Source organism: Nocardia sputi (genome assembly GCF_023501985.1).
This window is the reverse complement of record NZ_JAMFLC010000010.1, coordinates 155,437-177,507: the sequence shown is the minus strand read 5'-3', so window position 1 is coordinate 177,507 and position 22,071 is coordinate 155,437. Positions and strand designations below refer to the sequence as shown.

Sequence of the window (22,071 nt, the reverse complement as noted above, 5' to 3'; positions counted from 1 at the left end):
CATACCGTGGCATCGTGACCGAACCGGACAGCGGTGCCGCCACCCGTGCCGAGCGCACTCCGACTCTGCCCATCCTGCTGCGCTGCTGCGCCGCGCTGGCGGCCACGCCGGGCCGGTTGCTACGGCCCCGCCGCCCCGACACCGCGCTGCTGGCAGGCCTCGAGGTACGGCCGCTGCCCGCAGCGAGCGCCACGGTCCGGCTCACCGTGCTGACCCAGGCCACCATGTCCGCGCCAACCACCATCGTGGCCGAGGGCGTGCGCAGCCTGCGGGAGATGCGGCTGTCGATGGCGGCGTTCCTGGTCGAGCATCCGAAGGCGCGTTTCCTGGTCGATCCCGCCTTGTGCGCGGGCGTGCACGAGCGCGTGCTGCCCGAACTGCCGTTCCCGATTCCGCTGCTCGTGGCGCCGGACAAGCCGGTGCTCGGTCTGTCCGACGCGCTCGCCGCGCACGGCATCGCGGGTGCCGACATAGATTTCGTGGTGCCGACTCACCTGCACTGGGATCACGTCTCGGGCCTGCTGGAATTGCCCGCCTCGGTCGAGGTGCGGTTACCCGCGGCCGAGTACGACTGGGCGATGGGCGGCCCGCACGCACCGGCCGGTGTGGCGCGCGGCCCCCTGCGGGGCCGCGCCTTCGACCGCTTCGAGCTGGACGGACCGCCGGTGCTGACGTTCCCGCGCAGCAAAGACCTCTTCGGCGACGGTTCGGTGCTGCTGGTCGATCTCGCGGGCCATACGCCCGGCAGCATCGGCGTGTTGCTGGCGGTGGACGACGGCACCCGCGTGCTGTTCGCGGGCGACGCCGTCTGGAGCAAGCTGCAGGTAGATCTGCTGCGGGAGAAGGCGCCGATGCCGGGCAAGCTGTTCGACGCCGACCGGGATGCCGCCTTCACCACCATCCACCGCTTACACGCGCTGCCCGACGGCATCGAACTGGTCGCGAGCCACGACTACGCAGCCGTCACCGCCCGCGCGGCGAAATGAGTCTCAGCTCACCACGACGGTTTCGGCGAGGCGGGCTGTGATCAGCTGCTCGGCCTCGGTGACCATCCGGCCGATCAGCTCGGCGCAGGTCGGGATGTCGTGGATCAAGCCCTGGCACAGGCCGACCGACCAGATGCCCGCGTCCAAGTCGCCCTCGTCGAACACTCGACGGCCGCGCGCTCCCGCGACCAGATCCCGCACGTCGTCGAAGGTCCCGCCGGCCTTCTCGATCTCGACGACCTTGCGGCTGACCTCGTTGTCCGCGACACGCGCCGTGTTGCGCATGGTGCGGAAGATGAGCTGGGTGTCGCGCTCGGAATTCGCGACGATCTTCTCCTTGACCTTCTGATCGATCGAGGACTCCTGGGTGCACAGGAATCGGGTGCCCATGTTGACGCCGTCCGCGCCTAGGGCGAGCGCGGCGACCAGCCCGCGGGCGTCGGCGATCCCGCCGGAGGCGATCATCGGAATGCTCAGCTCGCGGGCGGCGGCCGGGATGAGGACGAGGCCGGGGACGTCGTCCTCACCGGGATGGCCCGCGCATTCGAAACCGTCGATGCTCACTCCGTCCACGCCGATCCGCTCCGCCTTCAGCGCGTGCCGCACGCTGGTGCACTTGTGCAGCACCTTGATGCCCGCGTCCTTGTAGTACGGCAGGAACGGCTCCGGGTTGCTACCCGCCGTCTCGACGATCCCGACGCCGCTGTCGATGATCGCCCGCACGTACTCCGCGTACGGCGGCGGGTTGATCGACGGCAAAATGGTGACGTTCACGCCGAAGGGCTTGTCGGTCAGTTCCCTGGTGCGCGCGATCTCGCGGCGCAGGTCGTCCGGGGTCGGCTGGGTCAGGGCGGTGATGAAGCCGAGCCCGCCCGCGTTGGCGACGGCCGCGACGAGCTCGGCCCGCCCGACCCACATCATGCCGCCCTGCACGATCGGGTGTCGCACCCCGAACTTCTCGGTGAACCTGGTCCGCAGCATTGCGCTTCTCCTGTATCTCGCGCGGGCGTGCCGGTTCGCCCGTTGCGGTCGATGGTGACACGGGAATCACCGAGTATTCAACTTATAAGTGAGCCGAGGTTCGCATGTTCGATGATCTTCTCCGGGTCGGTTTCCGCTGCGCCTCCCCTCCATGCGAGATCAAATGGCCTGCTAGAAAGCTCGAATTCGAAGTGGATCACTGGGACGGGCTGATTAACCGCGATTCATACGGCAATCTCTTGCCGCGCGATTATGTTAGTTGTTATTCTGCACGCGATTCAGCCCGTCGCCGCCGTCGGACATCCCGGCGGGCCGATGGCGGTCCGAGAGGAGTTCGTGGCAATGACCACCGGGGCAGTAGTGCTCGACGAGCCGATCAGGTCGCGGCGTAACCACTGGAACAACCAGGTCGCCGTGCACGCGCAGATGCGCCCGGACGCGGTCGCGGTGCGGTTCCGCGGCGTGGACACCACCTGGCGGCAGTTGCACGAGCGGTCGCTGAAGTTCGCCGACGGATTGGCGCGCCGGGGTGTCGGGTTCGGCGACCGGGTGCTGATCCTGGCGCTGAACTACCCGGAGTACCTCGAGGCAGTGTTCGGCATCAACGCGCTGGGCGCGGTCGCGGTCCCGGTGAACTTCCGGCTCACGCCGCCGGAGGTCGCCTACATCGTCAGCGACAGCGGAGCCAAGGCGGTCGTCACCGACACCGTGCTGCAGCCGCTGGCCACCGCGGTGCGGGCGCAGGCGCCCGCGCTGGAGACCTGCGTGGTGATCGGCGGCGCTTCCGGCGACGGCGTGGTCGGTTTCGACGACCTGCTCGCCGAACCGGGTGAGCCGCACCTCCCGCTGGACATTCCCGAGGACACGCCCAGTCTCATCATGTACACCTCGGGCACCACCGGCAGCCCGAAAGGCGCGGTGCTGACCTACGCGAATATGAACGCCCAGGCGCTGACCTGTATCCGGGCGCTGGCGATGCAACCGGAGTCGATCGGGTTGTGCACCTCGCCGCTGTTCCACATCGCCGGACTCGGCAGTCTCGCCCCGGCTTTTCTGCTCGGTTCGAAGACGGTGCTGCACCCGCTGGGTGCCTTCGACGCGGGTGAGTTCTTGGACGCGCTCGAGCAGGAGCAGGCCACCACCGCCTTCTGCGTGCCCGCGCAGTGGCAGCTGGTCTGCGACCATCCGACCGTGAAGGACCGCAAGCTCGCGCTGGAGGTACTCAGCTGGGGCGCCGCGCCCGCCTCGGACACGGTGCTGCGCGCGATGGCCGACTGCTTCCCGAACGCGTTCAACGTCGCGGTGTTCGGGCAGACGGAGATGTCGCCGATCACCTGTGTGCTGGAGGGCAAGGACGCGATCCGCAAGCTCGGCTCGGTCGGCAAGCCCATCCCGACCATCCAGGCGCGCATCGTCGACGACGAGATGAACGACGTCGCCCCCGGCGAGGTGGGTGAGATCGTCTACCGCGGGCCGACTCTCATGCAGGGCTACTGGAACAAGCCGGAGGCGACCGCCGAGGCGTTCGCGGGCGGCTGGTTCCACTCCGGCGATCTGGTCCGTCAGGACGAAGAGGGATTCGTCTACGTAGTGGACCGCAAGAAGGACATGATCATCTCCGGTGGCGAGAACATCTACTGCGCTGAGGTGGAGAACGTCCTGTTCGCGCACCCGAAGATCCGGGAGGCGGCGGTGCTGGGCCGCGCGCACGAGAAGTGGGGTGAAGTGCCGGTCGCGGTGGTCGCGCTGCACAATCCGGACGACGAGCTGACCCTCGCCGAGCTGGAACCGTTCCTCAACGAGAACCTGGCCCGTTACAAGCATCCCAAGGATCTGGTGCTGGTGTCCGAGCTGCCGCGCAACGCCAGCGGCAAGGTGGTGAAAGTGCAATTGCGCAAGGACTATTCGTCCTGAACGTCGGGTGCGTTCGTTTCACGTGAATCGGACGATGCGCGCGGGCGTGGATGCGTAAGGTCGTCGCATGGCGATCCGACGCATCCGCGCCGCCGTGCTGGCGTTGCACTGGCAGGTGAATGTCATTCGGCCCGAGGGCTTTTTCGGTCCCATGCTGGCCGCGCCCGTGGCGGCGAGCGGTGTGGTGGCGCGGGCGGCGGACTTCCACGCCGCCGCGCTCGCGGCGCGAATCCCGGTGACCTTCACCCGGTTCACCATTCCGGTCGGCGAGGGTGAGCTGGTACGCAATACCGGATTCATGCGCTCGGTCGGCGCGGCGCAGACCGAGTTCCGGCCCGATTCGCCCGGCACCGCGATCATTCCGGAGATGGCAGCGCAGCCGACGGAAGTCTTCGACAACCAGAAACTGTCCGGCCTCGCGGGCAGCAAGCTGCCGGAGTGGCTGGCGGACCAAGGCATCGAGACCCTCTTCGTCACGGGCGTCGCGACCAACCTCACCGTCGAGCAGACCGCCCGGCACGGCACCGACCTGGGGTTCATCGTGCACCCGGTGGCCGATTGCGTGGCCGCCGCCACCCCGGAAGCACACGAAGCCGCGCTGGGCAACCTCGAACTCGTCACGGCGGGCAGCGTGAGCGCCGCACAGGCGCTGGAACTGGTCAGCCGCTGACCAGAGTTCTCGCCGCGACGGCGTAGTCCCCAGGGCCGCTCGCCCTGGCCGATTCGTCTTGTCGTGGCTGATCAACGGCGGGATCCGATTCAGTCGCGCGCGCGATCGGTCAATCCGGGACCGATCAGGCCGACCACTCGGTGGTACGCCTCCTCTGCCGAGAGCGGTGGAGTTCCCTCCGCGATCGCCCCGAGCAGGCCGACGACACCCCAGGACAGGAAGGTCACGGTGGTCGTGAACTCGTCCTCCGGCATGTCCAGCCGGTGCTCCAGCCGCTCGGCGAGGATCTGCGCGACCATCACCCTGGTCGTGCGCAGCAGCACGGTCCCGCTCTTGCGGCCGAGTAGTGCGCGGTAGATCTCGGGATTGTCGACCGCCAGCCCGAACAGCGTGCGTACCGGCGCGAGCAGTTCGGTGGATTCCTTTCCCGTTTCCGCCGCGGACATGGCGGCGCGCAGGTAGTCGGTGCTGCTGCGCAGCAGCAGATCGTCTTTGTCCCGATAATGCGCGTAGAACGTCGATCGCCCGACGTCCGCCCGTTCCAGGATGTCGCGGACGGTGATCCGGTCGTAATTGCCTTCGACCATGAGCTCGACCAGCGCCCTGTGCAGCAGCGCCCGAGTGCGCCGGACCCGGCGATCCGCGCCCTCTGCGATGTCCTGCTCTCCCGGCACGGCACCTCCCGAACAAATGTCTCGTATGCGTCCGCTTCCGGGCCTTTTCGGTGACATTGGCCCTGGTCGGCGCGGCGATATCGACCGATCCTGAACTTATGTCCGGAAACGAACTCCAGTCTGCCACCAACTCCCACGACGATATCGGCGTGCTGCTCACCCAGCCGCGCCGCTACCGCGCGCTCAAGGCCGCTTTCCTGCTCGGCCGCGGCGGTCGCCTCGACGCCCGGCTCGCGGAGCTGGCCTGTCCGGCTCCCGGCGCCGAGGTCGCCGACGTCGGCTGCGGCCCCGGTGACTTCGCTCGCGTGCTTGCCCGGCGCGCGGGCCGGGTCACGGGAGTCGACCCGTCGCCGCAGATGATCGACTATGCGACCGCGCGCACCCGTGACCTGGAGAACTGCCGATTCGAGCTCGGTACGGCGCAAGCGCTTCCGCTGCCCGACTCGTCCGTGGACCTGGTGACCTCGACTTTCGCGATGCATCACATTCCGGCGGCACACCGTGGCGACGCCATCGCGCAGATGTTCCGGGTGCTGCGGCCGGGCGGTCGATTGTTGCTCGCCGACACGCATCCGACCGGTCCGTTGCTCACCGCCACGGTGCGCGTCATGGCACGGTTCGCGGCCCACCGCACGCACGACAACACGACCGACCATGGTGATCCAGTGGACGGCATCGACATTCGCCGGTATCGAGACATGCTGTGCTCGAACGGATTCGAGGACGTCGACTTCGTCGCGGTGCGTCCGTCGACCGGTGTTCTGCTGGCTACCAAGCCGTAAGGGCGTGGTCGGGCGAGCCCGTCCACGCGCGGGGCGGCTCGCTCAGATCAGATCCTTCTTCGCCATCCAGCGCATGGTGGCCCAGCCGCAGAACACCGGAAGCCAGCAGGTCAGCACGCGATACAGCAGCACGGAGGGCACCGCGATGTTCGCCGGCAGGCCGAAGGCGGCCAGACCACCGATCAGCGCGGCCTCGACCGCGCCGACGCCGCCCGGGGTCGGCGCAGCCGAGGCCAGGGTGCCGCCGATCATGGTGACGATGGTGACGGTGATGAAGGTGGTACCGCCGCCGAACGCCTCCACACTCGCCCACAACGCGCCGGCCATGCCGAGGGTGATCGCCGCGCAGCCGAGCACGATCACCGCCGACCGTTTGGGGTCGCGGGCGAGGTCGGCGAGCTCGCCGAGCACTTCCTGCAGTTGCGGCCGCACCGCGTTGTTCAGCCAGCGGCGCAGTTTCGGCACGAACATGAACGTGCCGACGATGCCGACGCCGACACCGGCCGCCAGATACAGCACCGTGGCGTCGGGGACGAAGTGCGAGAGATCCGTCGAGGTACCGGCCAGGATGCTGAACGCGAGGAGCAGGCTGACGTGGGTGATCACCTGTACGGCCTGTTGCAGCGCCACCGCGGCCGTGGCACGCACCGCGCCCACGCCTGCCTTCTGCAGGAAGCGCACGCTCAGCGCCAGCCCTCCGACCCGCGCGGGGGTGGTCGTCGCGGCGAAGGTGTTGGCGACCTGCATGATCACCAGGTTGCGGAAGCTCACCGCACCGGAGGCACAGGCCCACAGCGCCGCCGCCGCGCCGACATAGGTCAACGCCGAGACCGCGAGCCCGAACCACGCCCACCACCAGTTCGCCGTTCGCAACTGGGTGAAGAAGGTCGGCACCGCGCTGATGAACGGGTAGGCGACATACACCAGCGCGATCAGCAGCACCAGCTGGATGATCTGGTTCCGGGAGAACCGGGTGATCTGCTCGGCTTCGATCCGATCCTGCCCGGTCTGCTTGCGTACCTCGTCGCGTGCGTCCGACAGCGCGGCCTTCCATCCGGGGACCGCCTTGCGGATCCCGGTCGGTATGGCCGACTTGGTCAATCGGCTCGCCGCGGCGAGCACCCGCGCGGCGCCGAGGGTTTCGATAGCCGCGCGCACCGCGGGCTCCTTGCCGAACGTCGCGGTGGTCGTCACCAGCAGCTGGGCGATATCGGATTGCAGCTGCGGGTCCGAGGCTCCGTACTCGGCGTTGCCGAAGCCGCAGAACAGCGTGACCCCGTCCTCGACGCGGATGTCGATCGGTCGCAGGTCGCCGTGCGAGATCTGTTTCCGGTGCAAGGTGTCGAGCGCTCGCCACACGCCCGGCAGCACCTCGGCGGGCTGTTCGGTGAGGGGCTTGCCCCGGGGCCGGGTGCGCGCGTACAACATCCAGCCACGGGAGAGCGCGGCTACCGCGACGGGGCTACCGCTGCCCAGACCGAGTTCGCCGACCGCGATCGCCATGAGTGCGCGGTGCTCGACCACCCGGTACATGGAGCCGTGAATGGCAGCGGTCTCACTGGAGCGGAACGTCAGCCAGCGCCACAACTGTCGCAGCGCGCCGAAGCTGCGCTGGTTCTTACCGAACATCTCGATGACCAGCTCACGCTCCGGGCCCTCGGTGGCGGCGGCGAGCAGCAACGGCCCGCGCCCCGCCGGATGCACCACGGTGAACGCGGTGACCGTGTGGCCGCGTCCGGCCAGCACCCGAACGGCGGCGTCGAGTGGCACCTCCAGCGCGGGCGTGCCGACCACCAGCACGATCACCGCGCCGACCAGCCAGCCGACCGCCAGGCCGAACATCGCCCGCGCGGGCACGACGGTGCTGACCACGAGGTGGATCGGCGCGAAGGCCAGCAGCAGGAACCACAGCCAGCGGCGCGGCCGGATGGGCAGCCACGGGCTGGCGACGGTGAGCATCGCGGCGATCATCGCGATCCAGCGCGGATCGTCCAGGAACTGGGACAGGAAGGTGTCCAGCCGGTCCGGCACCTGCAGATGCCATTTCGGCGCGGACAGCCCGGTGCCGGTGATGGATAGCAGCAGTCCGGCGACGGCCCCGGCCGCGGCATAGCCGGCGAGCAGCTTCCACTGCCTGCCGATGATCAGCTCGATCAAGATCGCGAACGGCAACGCGAGAATCGCCATGCCGTAGACCAGATACACCAGGTTCGACTGGTCCGGATTGAGGAAACCGACGATGTTGGAGACCGAGCGCTCCAAATCCAGCCACTCCGGGCGGGTGATCAGCGACGCCGCGATCACGACCGCCACCCAGATCGCCGCCAGGACGACGCGGACGATATCGCTCGTCCGGCGGATCAGCGGCTGCAGCAAGCTCCCCGTGACCGGGATCTCCCGCCCGTCCACTCGCATGCTTCCCAGCCTCTCCGGGTTTCAGGCCGTACCGGTTAGGGTGGCGCGGGACCCGCGTTCCGGTGCTCCTCCGCCTCTCCGGCACTTCAGGCCGTACCGGTTTGTAGGTTCGCTGCACGATACCGGCCGATAGACACGACGACGCGCCGGTGGTGGCGTGTATCGCTCAGCGGATGTGCCCTATATCACTATCTTCCAGGTTGATCCTCACACCAGTGTCAAGTTCGAGCATGAGGGCATGGACAACGAACTTTTCCACTACAGCCCGATCGTCGACCGCCCGCCGCTGCGGTGGCCCGGCGACGCTCGTGTCGCGTTCTATGTGGGGCTCAACGTCGAGCACTATCAGGTGGACCGTCCGTCGACGAGCATCTTTCCCGGCACCGCCGGGCTCGCGCCCGACCCGCTGAACTACGGCTGGCGGGATTACGGACCGCGAGTCGGCATCTGGCGGGTGATCGAAGTCCTCGACCGGCACGGCGTCCGTGCCAGCGCGCTGCTCAATTCCGATGTCGTCGAACACAATCCGCAGATCGTGGCGGCCGGTGTGCGTCGGAACTGGGCGTGGGTCGCGCACGGGAAGAACAACTCGATCTTCCAGGCCGACCTTCCGGTGGACGAGGAGCGGGCGTATCTCACCGACGTGGTCGCGACCATCGAACAGGCGACCAGCAGCAGGCCGCGCGGCTGGATGGGGCCCGCGCTCACCGAGTCCTTCCAGACCCCGGCGCTGCTGGCCGAACTCGGCCTCGGCTACGTGCTCGACTGGACCAACGACGACCAGCCTTATCCGCTGTCGGTACCCGGCCTGCTCAGCGTCCCCTACTCGGTGGAACTCAACGACAACACGCTTTTCCTGGGCAAGGCCACCAGTGGACCGGACTTCGTGCGGATCGTCCGCGATCAACTCGACCAGCTCTACGCCGAGTCGGCCGACAGCGGCCGGGTCATGGCGTTGGCCCTGCACCCGTTCGTGATCGGGCAGGCGTTCCGGATCAAATACCTCGATCAGGCGCTCGACTACGTGGCGAATCACCCAGGGGTATGGCTGACGACCAGCGACGAGATCGCCGAGCACTGCTCGGGCGCGTCGGTGCTTGCCGAATACACGCGAGCCGAAGACGATCGGGTCAGGTAAACGATGCTCGGGAGGCAGGAATGGCAGCGCAGGACCAGCTACAGCAGGACCTGACCGGAAAGACAGTGGTGGTGACCGGCGCCAGCTCGGGCATCGGCGCGGCGGCGGCGCAGCGGCTCGCGGCGCGCGGGGCCACCGTCGCGGTCGTCGGCTGATCGCCGGAGCGGACGGCCGAGGTGGCGGCGAAGGCGGGCGCGCAGCCGTTCGTAGCAGACTTCGCCCGGCTCGACGACGTGCGCAAGCTGGCCGATCAGCTGCTCGACCGCTACCCCAGGATCGATGTGCTGGCCAACAACGCCGGCGGCGCGTGGCCCAAGCGCACCGTCACCGACGACGGCAACGAACTCACCTTCCAGGTCAACCACCTGGCGCCGTTCCTGCTGACCAACCTGCTGCTGGAGCGCTTGACCCAGGCGCAGGCCAGGGTGGTCAACACCGCGAGCATGACCTACCGGATGGCCGAGCTGAACCTCGACACGGCGAACGCGGCGACGGGCTCGTTCAGCCAGCTCGGCGCGTACGGCGCATCCAAACTGGCGAACATCCTGTTCACCAGGGAATTGGCCCGCCGCACGGAGGGCACCGGACTCACCACCGCGGCCTTCCATCCCGGTGTGGTCGCCACCCACGTCTACGACAACGCCCCCTTCGGCCTCGGCTGGTTCATCCGGTCTCCCCTGGCGCGCCCGTTCTTCATCCGCCCGGACAAGGGCGCCGAGCCGCTGGTGCACCTGGCCACCACCGCCGACGGCGCGGCGATCAACGGCCGGTACTTCCACCGCTTCGAACTGGAGGCGCCGAGCAACAAGCAGGCGGTCGACGCCGATCTCGCGCGGCGATTGTGGACGCTGTCCGAGCAGGCCACCGGGCTCGCGTCGAGCGAATAATCGGCATACGGCTTACGTTTCGGCGTCGGCGAGCCGCAGGGAGACGCTGTCGGCTCGGTCCGGGTCGACGCCGACCCCGTACACGCCGCCGGACCGGTCGCCCGCGTCGAGCTCGACGATCGCGCGGGCGACTCGCTCGGTGGGGACCAGCACGGGAAAAGTGGTGGGCGCGATCGCGTTCACGCGCACGCCGAACTCGGCGAACTCGGCGGCGAGGTTGCGGGTGAGCTGATCGAGCGCGGCTTTCGACGCGGAGTACAAGGTCTGCCCCGGATAGACCTCCGACCCGGAAATGCTCGATACGTTGACGATGTTGCGGTTGCGCGCGCGATTCTCCTGGCCCGCGTGCAACCAGCACCGCTGCGCCAGCCGTGTCGAAAAACGCAGCGGCACGGCGACGTTCAGGGTGAAGTGAGGATCGAAGTCGTCCAGCGCCGCGTCGCCGTCGACGATGCCGCGCGGATGCAGCCGGACGTGCGCGGCGTTGTTCACCAGCAAGTCGACCCGGCCGAACCGGGCCAGTGCCAGGTCAACCACCCGTTCCACCTCGCCGGGCTGGGTCAGATCCGACCGGACCACGAAGACGCGCGAATCGTTCTCTGGAACGGGCGCGTCCGGCGCGAGCGGATCGACGTACCACTCCAGCTGTGACGGCACCGCGGGTGTGCGCGTGCGGCACACGGCGACGATGTCGTAGTCGCGATAGTAGGCCTGGCAGAAGGCGTCGCCCAGGGTGCCGCTCGCCCCGGTCAGCAGGCAGACGCGGCGTTCACCAGTGGACAATCTTGTCTCCTCCCCAGCGCCGTTCGGCGTCCGCCCTGGTGCGATGCACCCACATCACCACACTGTTGCGATCTCGGACATTGTTACCCGCGAAGGTGTGCCAGCTGCGCGGGGTGACTTCGAACAGCACGAGCGAATTGTCCAGCGGTGGCACGAGGGTTACCGACGGCAGCGCGGCCGCCTCGGCGACGTGGTCGTACAGCGCGGTCTCGCCGCCATCGCCCGGCTGCCATCCCGGATTGCCCAGATAGAACAGCACCGCGACGGCCCGCACGGTCTCGCGCGCGCGGACGCCGGGCGCTCGCGCTCCGGTCTTGGTGTCGACCGTGCCGTCGGGCAGGCGCACTTCGTCCCGGCCTGGTGGCGGCCCGGGGAACCAGGCCGGATTGAGGTCGTTGTGCGACCAGCCGAACGGGCTGCCCGGCCCGTGATGGTGCACCGACCCCTCGACGTCGCCGGTCGTGTCGACTCCGCCGAGCCGGGCGACCAGGTCGTGCCATTCACGCGAGCTGAACAGCGCCATCGGGCCGTCGCGCAGGTCGGCCAATCGGATGCCGTCGGCGCTGTAACCGTCGGCGACGGAACCGAACAGCTGCGGGCTCTCCCGGCGAACCCGCTCCAGCTCGTCGGCCAACCGCTGATAGAACTCGGGAACGAATACGTCGCGGGCGTACACGTGCGGAAACGGTCGGCTGCGGCGAATCCAACGTCGATGGGCGAACAACTCCGCGAACCACTGCGGAACCGGCGCTGCGCGCTCCGAGTCGGTTGTCACCATTGCTCCCTCCCGGTCGAACCTCGTGATCATATTGGCCGCACCCGGTACGCGCGGGCCGGTCTCCGCGTTGCGAGGATCGTGCGATGAGCCGTGATCTGCGTGTGTGTTTCGTCGGGGATTCGTTCGTCGCCGGTGTCGGCGACCCGCGCTGCCTGGGCTGGGCAGGCCGGCTCGCGTCCGCGGCGCACGCGGAGGGCGTGCCGCTGACCGCCTACAACTTGGGGGTGCGCAGGCAGACCTCGAGCGAGATCCTGGAGCGCTTCGGCGCAGAATGCGCGTCCCGGCTGCCGGAGGGCACGGACGGCAGGGTCGTGCTGTCGTTCGGCGTGAACGACGCAATATACGAAAACGGCGGCCCGCGGGTGAGCCCCGAGGAGTCGGTGGCCAACCTGCTCGCGCTGCACGGGCAGGCGGCCGAGCGGCACTGGCCCATCTTGATGGTCGCCCCGCCGCCGATCGCGGACGACGAGCACAACGCCCGCACCGCCGCGCTGGAGGAGCGGTTCTCGCGGGCATGCGCCGTTTCGGACGTGCCCTTTGTGCGCGTGCACGAGGCGTTGCGCGACAACACGGTGTGGGCCGCCGAGGTACGCGCGGGCGACGGTGCACATCCCGGGGCCAGGGGCTACGACGAGATCACCGCGCTGATCGCGCCACACTGGCGTGAGTGGTTGTCTCGGTGACGTGCCTGTTTCCGGGTGCCTCACGGATTCGTTCGAGCCAGAACGTGACTTCTGTCTGGGACAGCGAGCTGCCTACGGCTGGGTTCGCAGGAGTCCGATGGTCAGCATATCGAATGAGCTTGCGGGCCTGGCGGATCGGGCTCAACTGACCGGCATGCCGCCGTTGCCCGCCTCGGCCCGCCGCTTGCGCGCTGTGTCCAGGTCTACCGTCACCGGAAGGGTCGCCGGTGCTTCGTCCGGGGTGAACGCCTCGCCCAATTCCGGTAGCCAGCGGACGATCTCGTCGCGAAAAGGCCCTTCGGTCTCCAGTTGACCGAGCACTCCCACCAGGGTGAGGAACGAGCGAGCGAACGGCGTGAAGTAGGCGGGCATGGTCATCTGACGGACCACATTGGTCAGGCGAGGGTTCGTGGTGCGCAACACTTGCCGGCGCAGCCAGCGCGTGGTGAGCCGGTAGGTGGCGTGCCGTAGCGGTTCACCGCAGGGTGTGATCGCGGCGTAGAGCGCCTCGCTGTCGAGGTCCCGTCCGGTTTCCACGAAACCGTGCCTGCGCGTGGCCGCGGCCAATTCGCCGGGCCCGCCTCGGAAGATCGCCTTGCAGCATTCGAGCGTCAGCTCGTCGAAGCCCGCGGGCGGCCAAGCGCAGCACGCGCCGAAATCGACTACGCCGAGCCGTCCGTCGGGCAGCACCCGGAAGTTGCCCGGGTGCGGATCGGCGTACAGCAGACCGTGACGGCCCCATCCGGAGGTCACGAAACGGACCATGAGCATGCCGACCCGGTCGCGCTCTGCCCGTGTGCCGGAAGCGACGATGCGCGGCACCGGGGTGCCGTCGATCCATTCGCTGATCAGTACGTCGCCCTGCTGTGCGACGACATTCGGGACGAAGAAGTCCGGATCGTCGGCGTAGGCGGCGGCGAAAGCTCGCTGATGGGTTGCCTCCGCCGCGTAGTCGAGCTCGCCGGTCACCGACGCGCAGATCGCCTCGGTCACCGCCTTCACGTCCGCGCCGGGCAGGAATACCGCTGCCAGATAGGAGATCCGGCGCAGCTGATCCAGATCGCGCGCCACCGCCTGCCTGCCGCCGGGGTACATCACCTTGACCGCGACCGGCCTGCCGTCGTGCCAGACCGCGCGGTGCACCTGCCCGAGCGAGGCCGCGGCGGCGCGCCGATCGTCGAATTCGCGGAAGCGGGAACGCCAATCCGCGCCCATGCTTTCGGCCATGGCGGCATGCACCATGTGCGGCAGCATGGCGGGCGCGGCGTCCTGCAGCCTGCTGAGCGCGATCCGGTACGGCTCCGCAACGTCCGGCGGCAGGGCCAGCTCGTAGATGGCCAGTAGCTGCCCCAGCTTCGCGGCACACCCTTTCAGCTCGCCGAGCACCTCGAAAATGTGCTGGGCGGTGCGGAGCTGGATGTCGCGATTGACTTCTTCGGCCGATCTGCCGAGTGCCCTCTTGCCGACCCCCGCGGCCTGTCGCCCGGCCAACGCCATCGGCAGCGCGGCGAGTTTCGCGCCGCGAACAGCGCTGTGAACAGGAGGTTTGCCATGAGAACGCGACGCGAAAAGCCGGGATCGCTTGCCCGTGGACCCCTCCTCGGGGCGCTCTCCGATGGGCCGGATGGTCATGCCTCACCTCACAGTCGCGCGCACAAGTGTGACACAGATGCAGTACCGGACAGTAGGGCTTAGACTGTCTGGGACGTATTCGAAAGTAGTCGAAAGGTGACTTCGATGGGTTCCCAGACGGTGGTCGCCGACGTTGCCGACGAGCTGGCGCGCCGGGTTGCCGCGGGGGAATATCAGCCAGGGGATCTCATGCCGTCGGTGCGTCAGGTCGCCGAGGAATTCGACATGAACCGCGCGACCGCGCAGCTGACTCTCGGCCGGCTGGAGTCGTACGGCTTCGTCGAAGCCCGGCGCGGCAAGGGATTCACGATTCGTGACGTCCGGGAGACCGGCGGGATGGACGTGTACCGCCACCTGTTCCGTTTCTCGATTCCCATGCCGGACATCGCGATAGAGATGTTCCGCGACATCGTGGACGTCGAGCGCAATCTCGTGCTCGAAACGCTGCTCGCCTACACCGGTGGCGAACAACGGATCGATTCGGCCGAACTGAAGGCCGCCATCGATGAACTCGAATCGATTGCTCGGCAAGATGTTCCCGACTTGCGGCAGCTTTTGGCGCTCGAGGTCGCGCTGGTGCGCAGATTGCTGACCGTGCTCGGTCTCCCTATGCAGCGCGCGATCTTGAACTCGATCGGCGAGATGGTGCTCGAGGTGCCGGAAGCGGTCGATGCGTATTTCGCGGGCGCACCAGACCTGCACGTTTTGATCTGGCGGGCGCTGGCCGCCGTGTGGGATTCCGGCGCCGGGCCCAGCGATGCTCAGCTGGCGCTGTTCGAGGATCTGTTCGGCATGTACCACGAGAAGGTCATCGCGCGGTTCGAGGAATCGGTGGCAGGGATCGGGGACCGCGCCGCCGAATCCCACGCCGCCACCGCCTAGTTTTCGTACACTGCACAATTCGTCTGGGACAGATGTGGGAGCTCGTTCTCGGTCAGGTCTCCTCAGCGCGCCGAAGCGCGAGAGTGCGCAGCCTCGGCCGCAGCAGCCTGCCCCAGACAGTTTGGGTCTCCAGTGTGTGATGTGGTGGGCATGCGTATAGCGGAGACGGACTGCCGAGGCCGATACCGGTCGAGATGAATCCGACTCAGAGGCAAGCAATCACAGCGCGCGCCGCACGACGATGCGGCGTACGCTCGTGTGCCTTCCGAGTGACCGGGATCCGGCCGGTGGGATGCCGCGCGGCCGATCCGCACGGCATCATCGACGTGCGAGCGCGAGCTCAGGCCCCGCCGTTGAGCTTGTCGAGGCGCTCGCACGCCTCGACATACTCCTGGATCAGCCGGTTCACCACGTCGGCGGAGCGTTCCACCCGGTTCATCATGCCGACGATCTGGCCGACCGGATTGAAGTTGACGTCCTTGGCGGCCTCGGGATAACGATGGCCGCGCTTCACGCCGTCCAACGCGACCATCATCTGCAACGGCATCGGCAGCGGGTCGGGAGTGTCGGCCTGCTCCCACGCGTCGGTCCAATCGTTGCGCAGCATGCGGGCGGGCTTACCCGTCCAGGCGCGCGAGCGAACGGTGTCGTGGCTGGTGGCTTCGATGTAGCTCTGCATCTGCGCGGGGGGGACGTTGGCCTCCTCGACGGTCAACCACACCGAACCGGTCCACGCGCCCGCGGCGCCCATCGCCATCGCGGCGGCCACCTGACGACCGTTGCCGATACCACCGGCGGCGAGCACCGGTAGATCGCCGACGGCATCTATGACCTGCGGCCACAGCACCAGCGAGGACACCTCGCCGCAGTGGCCGCCGCCCTCGGTGCCCTGGCAGACCACGAAGTCCAGACCCGCGCGCTTGTGGTTGAGCGCGTGCTTGACCGATCCGCACAGCGCGCCGATCAGCCTGCCGGAATCCTGCACCTGCTTGACGACGTCCTCGGGCGGTGTGCCCAGGGCGTTGGCGACCAGCTTGGCCTTCGGATGCCGGAGAATCACCTCCACCTGCGGCCCCGCCGTGGTGGCGGTCCAGCCGAGCAGTTGGTTGTGGTGCTCGCCGTCCGGCAGCTTGGGCACGCCGTGGTCGGCGAGGATCTTCTCCGCGAAGTCGCGATGATCCTGCGGGACCATCTCGGCGAGTTTGGCTTCCAGTTCCTCGGGAGTCAGGCCATCGATGCCCTTGCCTTCGTACTTGGAGGGGATCACCAGGTCGACGCCGTACACGCCCTGCACATGCTCGTCCAGCCAGGCCAGCTCGACCTCGAGCTGTTCGGCGGTAAAGCCGACGGCGCCGAGCACGCCGAGTCCGCCCGCGTTGCTGACCGCAGCCGCCACGTCGCGGCAGTGGGTGAAGGCGAAGATGGGGAATTCGATCCCGAGCCGTTCGCAGATTTCGGTTCGCATGGCGTGCTGGTCTCCCTAACTGCTCCGCCGCGAACGGCGCGGCGCAGATGTACTAGAACGAGTTGCATAAGTGACGCTCGGCGCGGCGCGGCCGCTGCGCGTCGAGTCCACCGCGAGCCGCAGATATCGCCATGAAGCGGCCGCGGCTTCCTCGACTGGCCTTCGCACCATGCATCGACAGTAACACGTTCTAGTTTTCTGCGGAATGCGCTGCTGAGTCAGGGGGTGGCCCGCTCCAGTTCGGCAAGGGACTGCTCCAGGTGATCGAGCAAGCGGGGCAGCTGCGGAACACTGCGGCGGCAGCCGACCAGGCCGAAATCGAGATTGCCCGCGTTGGAGGTCAGCGTGATGTTCACCGCCTGGCCGTCGAACGGGATGGACAGCGGGTAGCTCGCGTCGAGGCGCGCACCGTTCCAGTACATGGGTTCGCGCGGTCCCGGCACGTTCGAGATGACGAGGTTGAAGGTGGGATTCGTCCAGGGAATCAGCGCGGGCACGAGGTTGAGGGCCAGCGGGCTGAGCATCAGCGCGGACAGCGCCATCGTCTGGTTGCACGACAACGTGCGGTAGACGTCCTTCCCGTCCCGCATCGACGCGCTGACCACCTGCAGGCGCTCCAGCGGATCGGCGATATCGGTGCCGAGGTTGCACAGCACCGCCCCCACCTTCACGCCGTTGGTCTCGTCGTCCTCGGCGCGCAGCGACATCGGCACCATCGCGATCAACGGTTTGTCGGGCAACGCGTCCCGTTCGATCAGGTACCGCCGCAGTGCGCCCGCCGACATGGTGAGCACCACATCGTTGAGCGTCGAGCCGGTTGCCTTCTTGACCTGCTCCAGCCGCTCCAACGGCCAGGATCGGACGGCCGAGCGGCGCGCGCCGCCGATGGGCACGTTGAACATGGTGCGTGGGGCGGCGAACGGCAAGGTCAGCTGCTGGCGCACCAGGGCCGTACGCGCCGCGCGCAGCAGCGACGCGCCGGACGACGCCGCGGAGATCAGATTCCGCGCCGTACCGCCCGAGCCGGACCCGGCCCTGCGCTTTTCCCGTGGCAGGTGCCACGGCACCCGTGTCGCGGTGGAGGACGGATCGCTGGTCAGCGTGCGCCGCAGAAGGCGTTGCGCGGAGATGCCGTCGATCAAGGCGTGATGCATTTTGGAATACAGCGCGAACCTGCCATCGGCGAGGCCCTCGATCAGATGGAACTCCCACAGCGGGCGATGCCGGTCGAGCAAGTTGCTGTGCAACCCGGACGCCAGCTCGACGATTTGGTCCATGCGGCCCGGACCGGGCACGGCCAGCCGCCGCACGTGATAGGCGAGTTCCACGTCCTCGGCATACGTCCAAGCCATCTGCGGTGATCCGAAGATCGTCGCTGGATGCTTGCGAAAGACCCGATCCACGTCGGTGTTGCGCAATAGTTCCTCGTGGACTTGCGCGGCGAAGTCCTTCCCCGCCTGCTCCGGCGGCTCGAACAATTGCAGCGAACCGACGTGCATCGGCTGTTCGCGGGATTCGGCGAGCAAGAAGACGGAATCGACCGGCGCGATGAATTCCATGATGAGTCGCCCCCTGACGACATGGTGAAGAGTTCGGATTTCAGATCGACCACGTTGTCGGCGGGCCCGCGCAGCCATGAAACCGCCGCGACACGACAAACCTACCCGGACGGAATGAACCGCGTTCGGCGAATCACCGATCCTTCGAAGCCAGCAGGTAGGCCTGCCCGAACCGCTCCTCGGGACGCGGCTCGCGCACCATGCGAGCGATCATGGTGAACCCGGCGGCGCCGAGCAGACGCGCGAGGCATGTGGGCGCCCACCGATAGGCGCGAGTCACCTTGTGGTCGAAGGCTTCCACCGTGTCGGGCAAGTCGGCCGCCTGGAAAGCCAGCAACACGTGCCCTTTGCTCGCGAGTACCCGATGGAACTCGCCTAACACATGCGGCACGCGTTCCGGCGGGGTGTGGATCAACGAATACCAAGCCACTATGCCGCCGAGGGTTTCATTGCCCATCGGTAGCTGCTCGAGGGAACCTTGCTCGAACGAAAGCTGTGGGTATTGCGCGCGGGCCAGCTCGATCATGCGCGGCGAGAGATCGATGCCGAACACCTCCGCCCCCAGCGACGCCAGATGAGCGGTGATCCGACCCGGCCCGCAACCGAGATCGGCGATCGGTCCGGACCCGTTGTCGGCCACCGATTCCGCGAACACGGCCAGCATCGCCCGGTCGAGCGGTTGGCCGGCGAGTTGATGCCGGACAAGGTCGGTGTAGAGGTCGGCCACCTCGTCGTACGCGGTACGGGTGGCGGTCACATCGGCGAGTTCGTCTGCGAAGTCTTCGTTCGAGTCCAGCACTCCGAACAGCGTATTACGTACTCATCCCACCGGATCGAATGCCTGGGCGACGGCGAGACTGTCCTCGTAGACGTGGTGCCGGATGACCAGGCCATCCCGCACCGTCAGGTGCAGCGCGAACCGCGCGCGGTAAGCACGCCCGGTGCGGCGCGCGGTCTGCCGGATCTCCCCGAGCGCCACGGCGTCGGCGCCGTCGACGAGCACGCCGTCGACGGTGGTGGCCACCTCCTCCGGCACATGATGTTCGGCGATCGAGCGGAAATGCTCCGCGGCGTCGGCCCGGGTCGAACGGTGCCGGATCCAGGGCGTCGCCGCGCGGCCGTGCTCAGCCTCCGGCCAATCCAGCCGCCAATCGACTTCTTCGGCGTACATCTCGGCGATGGCTTCCGGATCGCCGGAACCGATCCGCCGCAACAACTCTTCGACCACCATTCGCGTGGTCGGCGTGGTGACTGACACTGCCGGGTCCTTTCGGGCAACGCCGCGCAATCGTGCGGCACGCATTCATTCTCAGCGCGCACGCGCTTCGTGGCGATTACCTCTCGGGTAATGGAACGGCTGCCTCCGGCGCGGCTGCCGCGGTCGATTCCTCGAGCGCCCGCCGGTCGCGCCCCCCTGCGGTGCCCAGCACCGAACCGAGGATGACCAGCGGAAAGCCGATCGCCATGCCCGCGGTCAGCGGCTCGTCGAGCGCCGTGACGCCGAGCAGGATCGCCACCGCGGGATTGAGGTAGGTGATCACCGTCGCGCGCGCCGGGCCGACCTCGGCGATCAGCGCGAAGAAGAACAGGAACGCCACGGCCGTGCAGATCACCGCGAGGCCGAGTACCGACCAGGCCGAATCGGCGGTGATGTGCGACGGCCACCGCAGGCCCGCGAACGGCGCGTAGATCACCGCGGCCAGCAGCAGCGAGCCGGTCACCACACCGAGCGGAGGCAGGTCGGCCAGCGCCCGGTCGATCACGATGGGGCCCACCGCGTATCCGATCGTGGTCAGGCCGATCGCGGCGATCGCCGCCGGATTCCCCAGGTCGACGTCCAGGCCGACGAGCGCGGCGACACCCGCGAACCCGACGAGCAGGCCGGTGATCCGGCGTGCGTCGAACCGGTCGTGGCCGAGCACGGTCACGATCACCACGGCGATCAGCGGCACCGCGGCGATCAGCAAGCCGACGGTCGAGCTGTTCAGCGTGGTCTCGGCGTACCCGATCAGCAACCACGGACCGCTGATCTCCACCAAGGTGTAGAGCAGCAGCGGCCGCCACCGCCGCAACACCGGGACCAGCACGCCGGAATACAGCGCGACCGGCGCGAGCAGCAGGCCGCCGATCAGCGTGCGGCCGAACGCGACCACGATCGGGTCGAGGTCCTCCACCGCGATGCGGATCATCGCGTACGGCACGCCCCAGATAACGCCCATCGCCAGGAACAGCGCCCACCCGCGGCGCGTCATCGCGCGACCGCCGTTCGGCGCGGGCCGACGACCGGCTCGGTGCCGGATCGAAGCCGCTCGGATCGCGACATACTCCCCTCCCTTTCGACCACTCGGAGCTTATCCACGGGACCGACAGATCCGGTTCCCGCTTGTGACAAGTCCGGTCGCTGTCCCGTTCGCCCGATTTCGGCGAATAGTGCGCGCGGGCAAGATGTTCGGGCTAGTCTCGCCGGGAGCGAAGGGAATGCATCATCGTGGTCGACGTCATCCGCCGGCTTGCCCCGAGCGAGGAAATGTTCGCCGCGGGCGAGGTCTTCATCGGTTATTCGGCACGGGTATGCGGCCGGTTGGACCTGCGGGCGTTGACGGCCGCCTTCGAGGCCGTCTCCCGGGCGCATCCCATCCTGCGCGCCCGCATCGAGTCCTCGGAACAAGGCGGTCACGTCTTCGCCGTAACGGATGCCACGCCCGAGATCTTCGTCGCCGACGCCGACCCCGAATTCGCGCTCACCGGCGCCAAATTCGACCAGCGCGGAGGCGTTTGCGGGCTGTGCGTGGTGCGCGACGGCGATACCGCGAGCGTCACGCTCATGATCCATCACAGCGTCGCCGACGCCTATCACGCGTTCGTCATCGTCACCGAGCTCTGGACCGGGTATCGGGACGCGGTCGGCGGTGGTACCCCCGAACTGCCGGTGCACGCCTTTCCCGACCCAGTGGAGCACCTGCTGGCGGCGCGAGGCATCGAGAAGATGGCTTTGCCCGGCTCTGTGCCGCCCGGCGAAGCCCCCGCCGCCGCGTCGGTTCCGCAGCCGCGCGACGACGACTACCCGATCCTGCGCACCACCCGGTGCCGACTCAGCCAGGAAGAGACCGCGGCGCTGGTCGCACTCGGACATCGAGAGAACGTCACGGTGCACGGCCTGGTGTCGGCGGCGCTGTTGCGTACCGAAGCCGAGATTCGCGAACTACCGCTGACGGGGCTGCTCTACCTGTACTCCGTCGACCTGCGCGGCAGGGTGAGCCCCGAAATCGACGCCACCGAAGGGACGAACGTCCTCGGCTTCGCCAACTACCTGTCACCGGAATCGGAGGTGACATTGGTGGAGTCGGCGCGCGGCATCAGCGAAGCTCTGCACGCCGGATTGGCCGCGGGCATCGTGCAACGCACGCCCTTGAGCATCCCCGACATGGCTGCCGCACCCAGGCCCGCCCTGCCCGGCGTCGTCATCGCGACCAACTGGGGCACCATCCCGCCGCTACCCGAGCACGACGGGCTGCGCGTCGACGACTTCCACTCCACCATGCTCGCGAAACCGGACCTGACCGGCCGCCGCCCCCAGCAACCGGGCGGCGGCACCTGCGTGATCAGCACCTTCGCCGGACGGCTGAGCGTGGAGATCCACCACCCAGAAGAATTCGCCGATCTCCAACAGCGCCGCGTCGAAGTGCTGGCCCGCCACCTGCGCGACGCCATCGCCTGACGTGTGACTCTGTCCGCCGTTCGGCAAGCACGGCGACGGCCCCAGTCGGATCACCACTCGCCGAAGCGATGGCGCGGCTGCGCTGTCGAGCAGTCAGAACACGCGCCGACTGCGGCTCGTCCGA

20 protein-coding genes and 1 pseudogene are annotated in these 22,071 nt (G+C 68.0%); 10 read left to right on the top strand and 11 right to left on the bottom strand.

Features of this window, described 5'->3' with window-relative positions; all coding sequences use genetic code 11:
- Positions 1 to 14: 14 nt before the first annotated feature.
- Entirely contained in the window at positions 15 to 986 is a 972-nt protein-coding gene (locus M8859_RS16520) for an MBL fold metallo-hydrolase (RefSeq protein ID WP_236565413.1), read from the top strand.
- Between the two features lie 3 nt (positions 987 to 989).
- Here M8859_RS16520 and M8859_RS16515 read toward each other — a convergent pair whose 3' ends face one another.
- Entirely contained in the window at positions 990 to 1,967 is a 978-nt protein-coding gene (locus M8859_RS16515) for an NAD(P)H-dependent flavin oxidoreductase (RefSeq protein ID WP_195069906.1), read from the bottom strand.
- A gap of 342 nt (positions 1,968 to 2,309) precedes the next feature.
- On the opposite strand from M8859_RS16515, the gene fadD5 reads away from it, so the two are divergent.
- Together fadD5 and M8859_RS16505 are read left to right on the top strand one after the other, a co-directional pair.
- Positions 2,310 to 3,881: a fatty-acid--CoA ligase FadD5 gene (gene fadD5 / locus M8859_RS16510; RefSeq protein WP_159923450.1), complete on the top strand. Its 1,572-nt coding sequence runs from the start codon at positions 2,310 to 2,312 to the stop codon at positions 3,879 to 3,881.
- A 67-nt stretch (positions 3,882 to 3,948) separates the two neighbouring features.
- A complete protein-coding gene (locus M8859_RS16505) occupies positions 3,949 to 4,551 on the top strand; it encodes a cysteine hydrolase family protein (protein WP_195069907.1) in 603 nt (200 codons plus the stop codon).
- Positions 4,552 to 4,640: 89 nt separating this feature from the next.
- Here the strand turns inward: M8859_RS16505 and M8859_RS16500 are convergent, their stop codons facing one another.
- Positions 4,641 to 5,225, bottom strand: a complete 585-nt coding sequence (locus M8859_RS16500; protein ID WP_249644493.1) for a TetR/AcrR family transcriptional regulator — start codon at positions 5,223 to 5,225, stop codon at positions 4,641 to 4,643.
- A gap of 98 nt (positions 5,226 to 5,323) precedes the next feature.
- Here M8859_RS16500 and M8859_RS16495 point away from each other — a divergent pair, with 98 nt between their 5' ends.
- On the top strand, positions 5,324 to 6,007 hold the full coding sequence (locus tag M8859_RS16495) for a class I SAM-dependent methyltransferase (RefSeq protein ID WP_159923444.1): 684 nt from the start codon (positions 5,324 to 5,326) through the stop codon (positions 6,005 to 6,007).
- A 42-nt stretch (positions 6,008 to 6,049) separates the two neighbouring features.
- Here M8859_RS16495 and M8859_RS16490 read toward each other — a convergent pair whose 3' ends face one another.
- Positions 6,050 to 8,422, bottom strand: coding sequence for a lysylphosphatidylglycerol synthase transmembrane domain-containing protein (locus M8859_RS16490; protein ID WP_159923442.1), 2,373 nt, complete (start codon positions 8,420 to 8,422; stop codon positions 6,050 to 6,052).
- 238 nt (positions 8,423 to 8,660) lie between these two features.
- Here M8859_RS16490 and M8859_RS16485 point away from each other — a divergent pair, with 238 nt between their 5' ends.
- From M8859_RS16485 to M8859_RS16475, 3 genes and pseudogenes are all read left to right on the top strand, one after another.
- Positions 8,661 to 9,560: a polysaccharide deacetylase family protein gene (locus tag M8859_RS16485; RefSeq protein ID WP_159923440.1), complete on the top strand. Its 900-nt coding sequence runs from the start codon at positions 8,661 to 8,663 to the stop codon at positions 9,558 to 9,560.
- Between the two features lie 20 nt (positions 9,561 to 9,580).
- Complete coding sequence (locus M8859_RS16480; RefSeq protein ID WP_249644492.1) at positions 9,581 to 9,715, top strand: SDR family NAD(P)-dependent oxidoreductase; 135 nt, start codon at positions 9,581 to 9,583, stop codon at positions 9,713 to 9,715.
- An 18-nt stretch (positions 9,716 to 9,733) separates the two neighbouring features.
- Positions 9,734 to 10,447: pseudogene (locus M8859_RS16475) on the top strand (SDR family NAD(P)-dependent oxidoreductase); the annotation flags it as partial.
- Between the two features lie 12 nt (positions 10,448 to 10,459).
- Here M8859_RS16475 and M8859_RS16470 read toward each other — a convergent pair.
- Both M8859_RS16470 and M8859_RS16465 read right to left on the bottom strand, forming a co-directional pair.
- Positions 10,460 to 11,230 carry an SDR family NAD(P)-dependent oxidoreductase gene (locus M8859_RS16470; RefSeq protein ID WP_249644490.1) on the bottom strand — a complete coding sequence of 257 codons (771 nt, stop codon included), beginning with the start codon at positions 11,228 to 11,230 and terminating at the stop codon, positions 10,460 to 10,462.
- Entirely contained in the window at positions 11,217 to 12,008 is a 792-nt protein-coding gene (locus M8859_RS16465) for a 2OG-Fe(II) oxygenase family protein (protein ID WP_195069910.1), read from the bottom strand. The genes M8859_RS16470 and M8859_RS16465 overlap by 14 nt, the downstream gene beginning before the upstream one ends.
- 83 nt (positions 12,009 to 12,091) lie before the next feature.
- On the opposite strand from M8859_RS16465, the gene M8859_RS16460 reads away from it, so the two are divergent.
- Complete coding sequence (locus M8859_RS16460) at positions 12,092 to 12,691, top strand: GDSL-type esterase/lipase family protein (RefSeq protein ID WP_195069911.1); 600 nt, start codon at positions 12,092 to 12,094, stop codon at positions 12,689 to 12,691.
- A 141-nt stretch (positions 12,692 to 12,832) separates the two neighbouring features.
- Here M8859_RS16460 and M8859_RS16455 read toward each other — a convergent pair whose 3' ends face one another.
- The gene (locus M8859_RS16455) at positions 12,833 to 14,323 is read right to left on the bottom strand and encodes an ABC1 kinase family protein (protein ID WP_249644489.1); all 1,491 of its coding nucleotides are present in this window, start codon (positions 14,321 to 14,323) and stop codon (positions 12,833 to 12,835) included.
- Positions 14,324 to 14,428: 105 nt separating this feature from the next.
- Between M8859_RS16455 and M8859_RS16450 the strand changes: the two genes are divergently transcribed.
- Positions 14,429 to 15,205, top strand: a complete 777-nt coding sequence (locus M8859_RS16450) for a GntR family transcriptional regulator (protein ID WP_195069912.1) — start codon at positions 14,429 to 14,431, stop codon at positions 15,203 to 15,205.
- A gap of 340 nt (positions 15,206 to 15,545) precedes the next feature.
- Here M8859_RS16450 and M8859_RS16445 read toward each other — a convergent pair whose 3' ends face one another.
- The 5 genes from M8859_RS16445 to M8859_RS16425 all read right to left on the bottom strand — a co-directional run bounded on the left by M8859_RS16445 (position 15,546) and on the right by M8859_RS16425 (position 20,481).
- Positions 15,546 to 16,670, bottom strand: a complete 1,125-nt coding sequence (locus tag M8859_RS16445; protein ID WP_195069913.1) for an NAD(P)H-dependent flavin oxidoreductase — start codon at positions 16,668 to 16,670, stop codon at positions 15,546 to 15,548.
- A 218-nt stretch (positions 16,671 to 16,888) separates the two neighbouring features.
- The gene (locus M8859_RS16440; protein WP_249644488.1) at positions 16,889 to 18,229 is read right to left on the bottom strand and encodes a WS/DGAT/MGAT family O-acyltransferase; all 1,341 of its coding nucleotides are present in this window, start codon (positions 18,227 to 18,229) and stop codon (positions 16,889 to 16,891) included.
- 133 nt (positions 18,230 to 18,362) lie between these two features.
- Complete coding sequence (locus tag M8859_RS16435; protein ID WP_249644487.1) at positions 18,363 to 19,028, bottom strand: class I SAM-dependent methyltransferase; 666 nt, start codon at positions 19,026 to 19,028, stop codon at positions 18,363 to 18,365.
- 21 nt (positions 19,029 to 19,049) lie between these two features.
- Entirely contained in the window at positions 19,050 to 19,487 is a 438-nt protein-coding gene (locus M8859_RS16430; protein ID WP_249644486.1) for a nuclear transport factor 2 family protein, read from the bottom strand.
- Between the two features lie 76 nt (positions 19,488 to 19,563).
- Positions 19,564 to 20,481, bottom strand: a complete 918-nt coding sequence (locus tag M8859_RS16425) for a DMT family transporter (RefSeq protein WP_249644485.1) — start codon at positions 20,479 to 20,481, stop codon at positions 19,564 to 19,566.
- 236 nt (positions 20,482 to 20,717) lie between these two features.
- On the opposite strand from M8859_RS16425, the gene M8859_RS37270 reads away from it, so the two are divergent.
- Positions 20,718 to 21,947 (top strand): phthiocerol/phthiodiolone dimycocerosyl transferase family protein, encoded by a 1,230-nt coding sequence (locus M8859_RS37270; RefSeq protein WP_223519571.1) that lies wholly within the window; start codon positions 20,718 to 20,720, stop codon positions 21,945 to 21,947.
- Positions 21,948 to 22,071 lie beyond the last annotated feature (124 nt).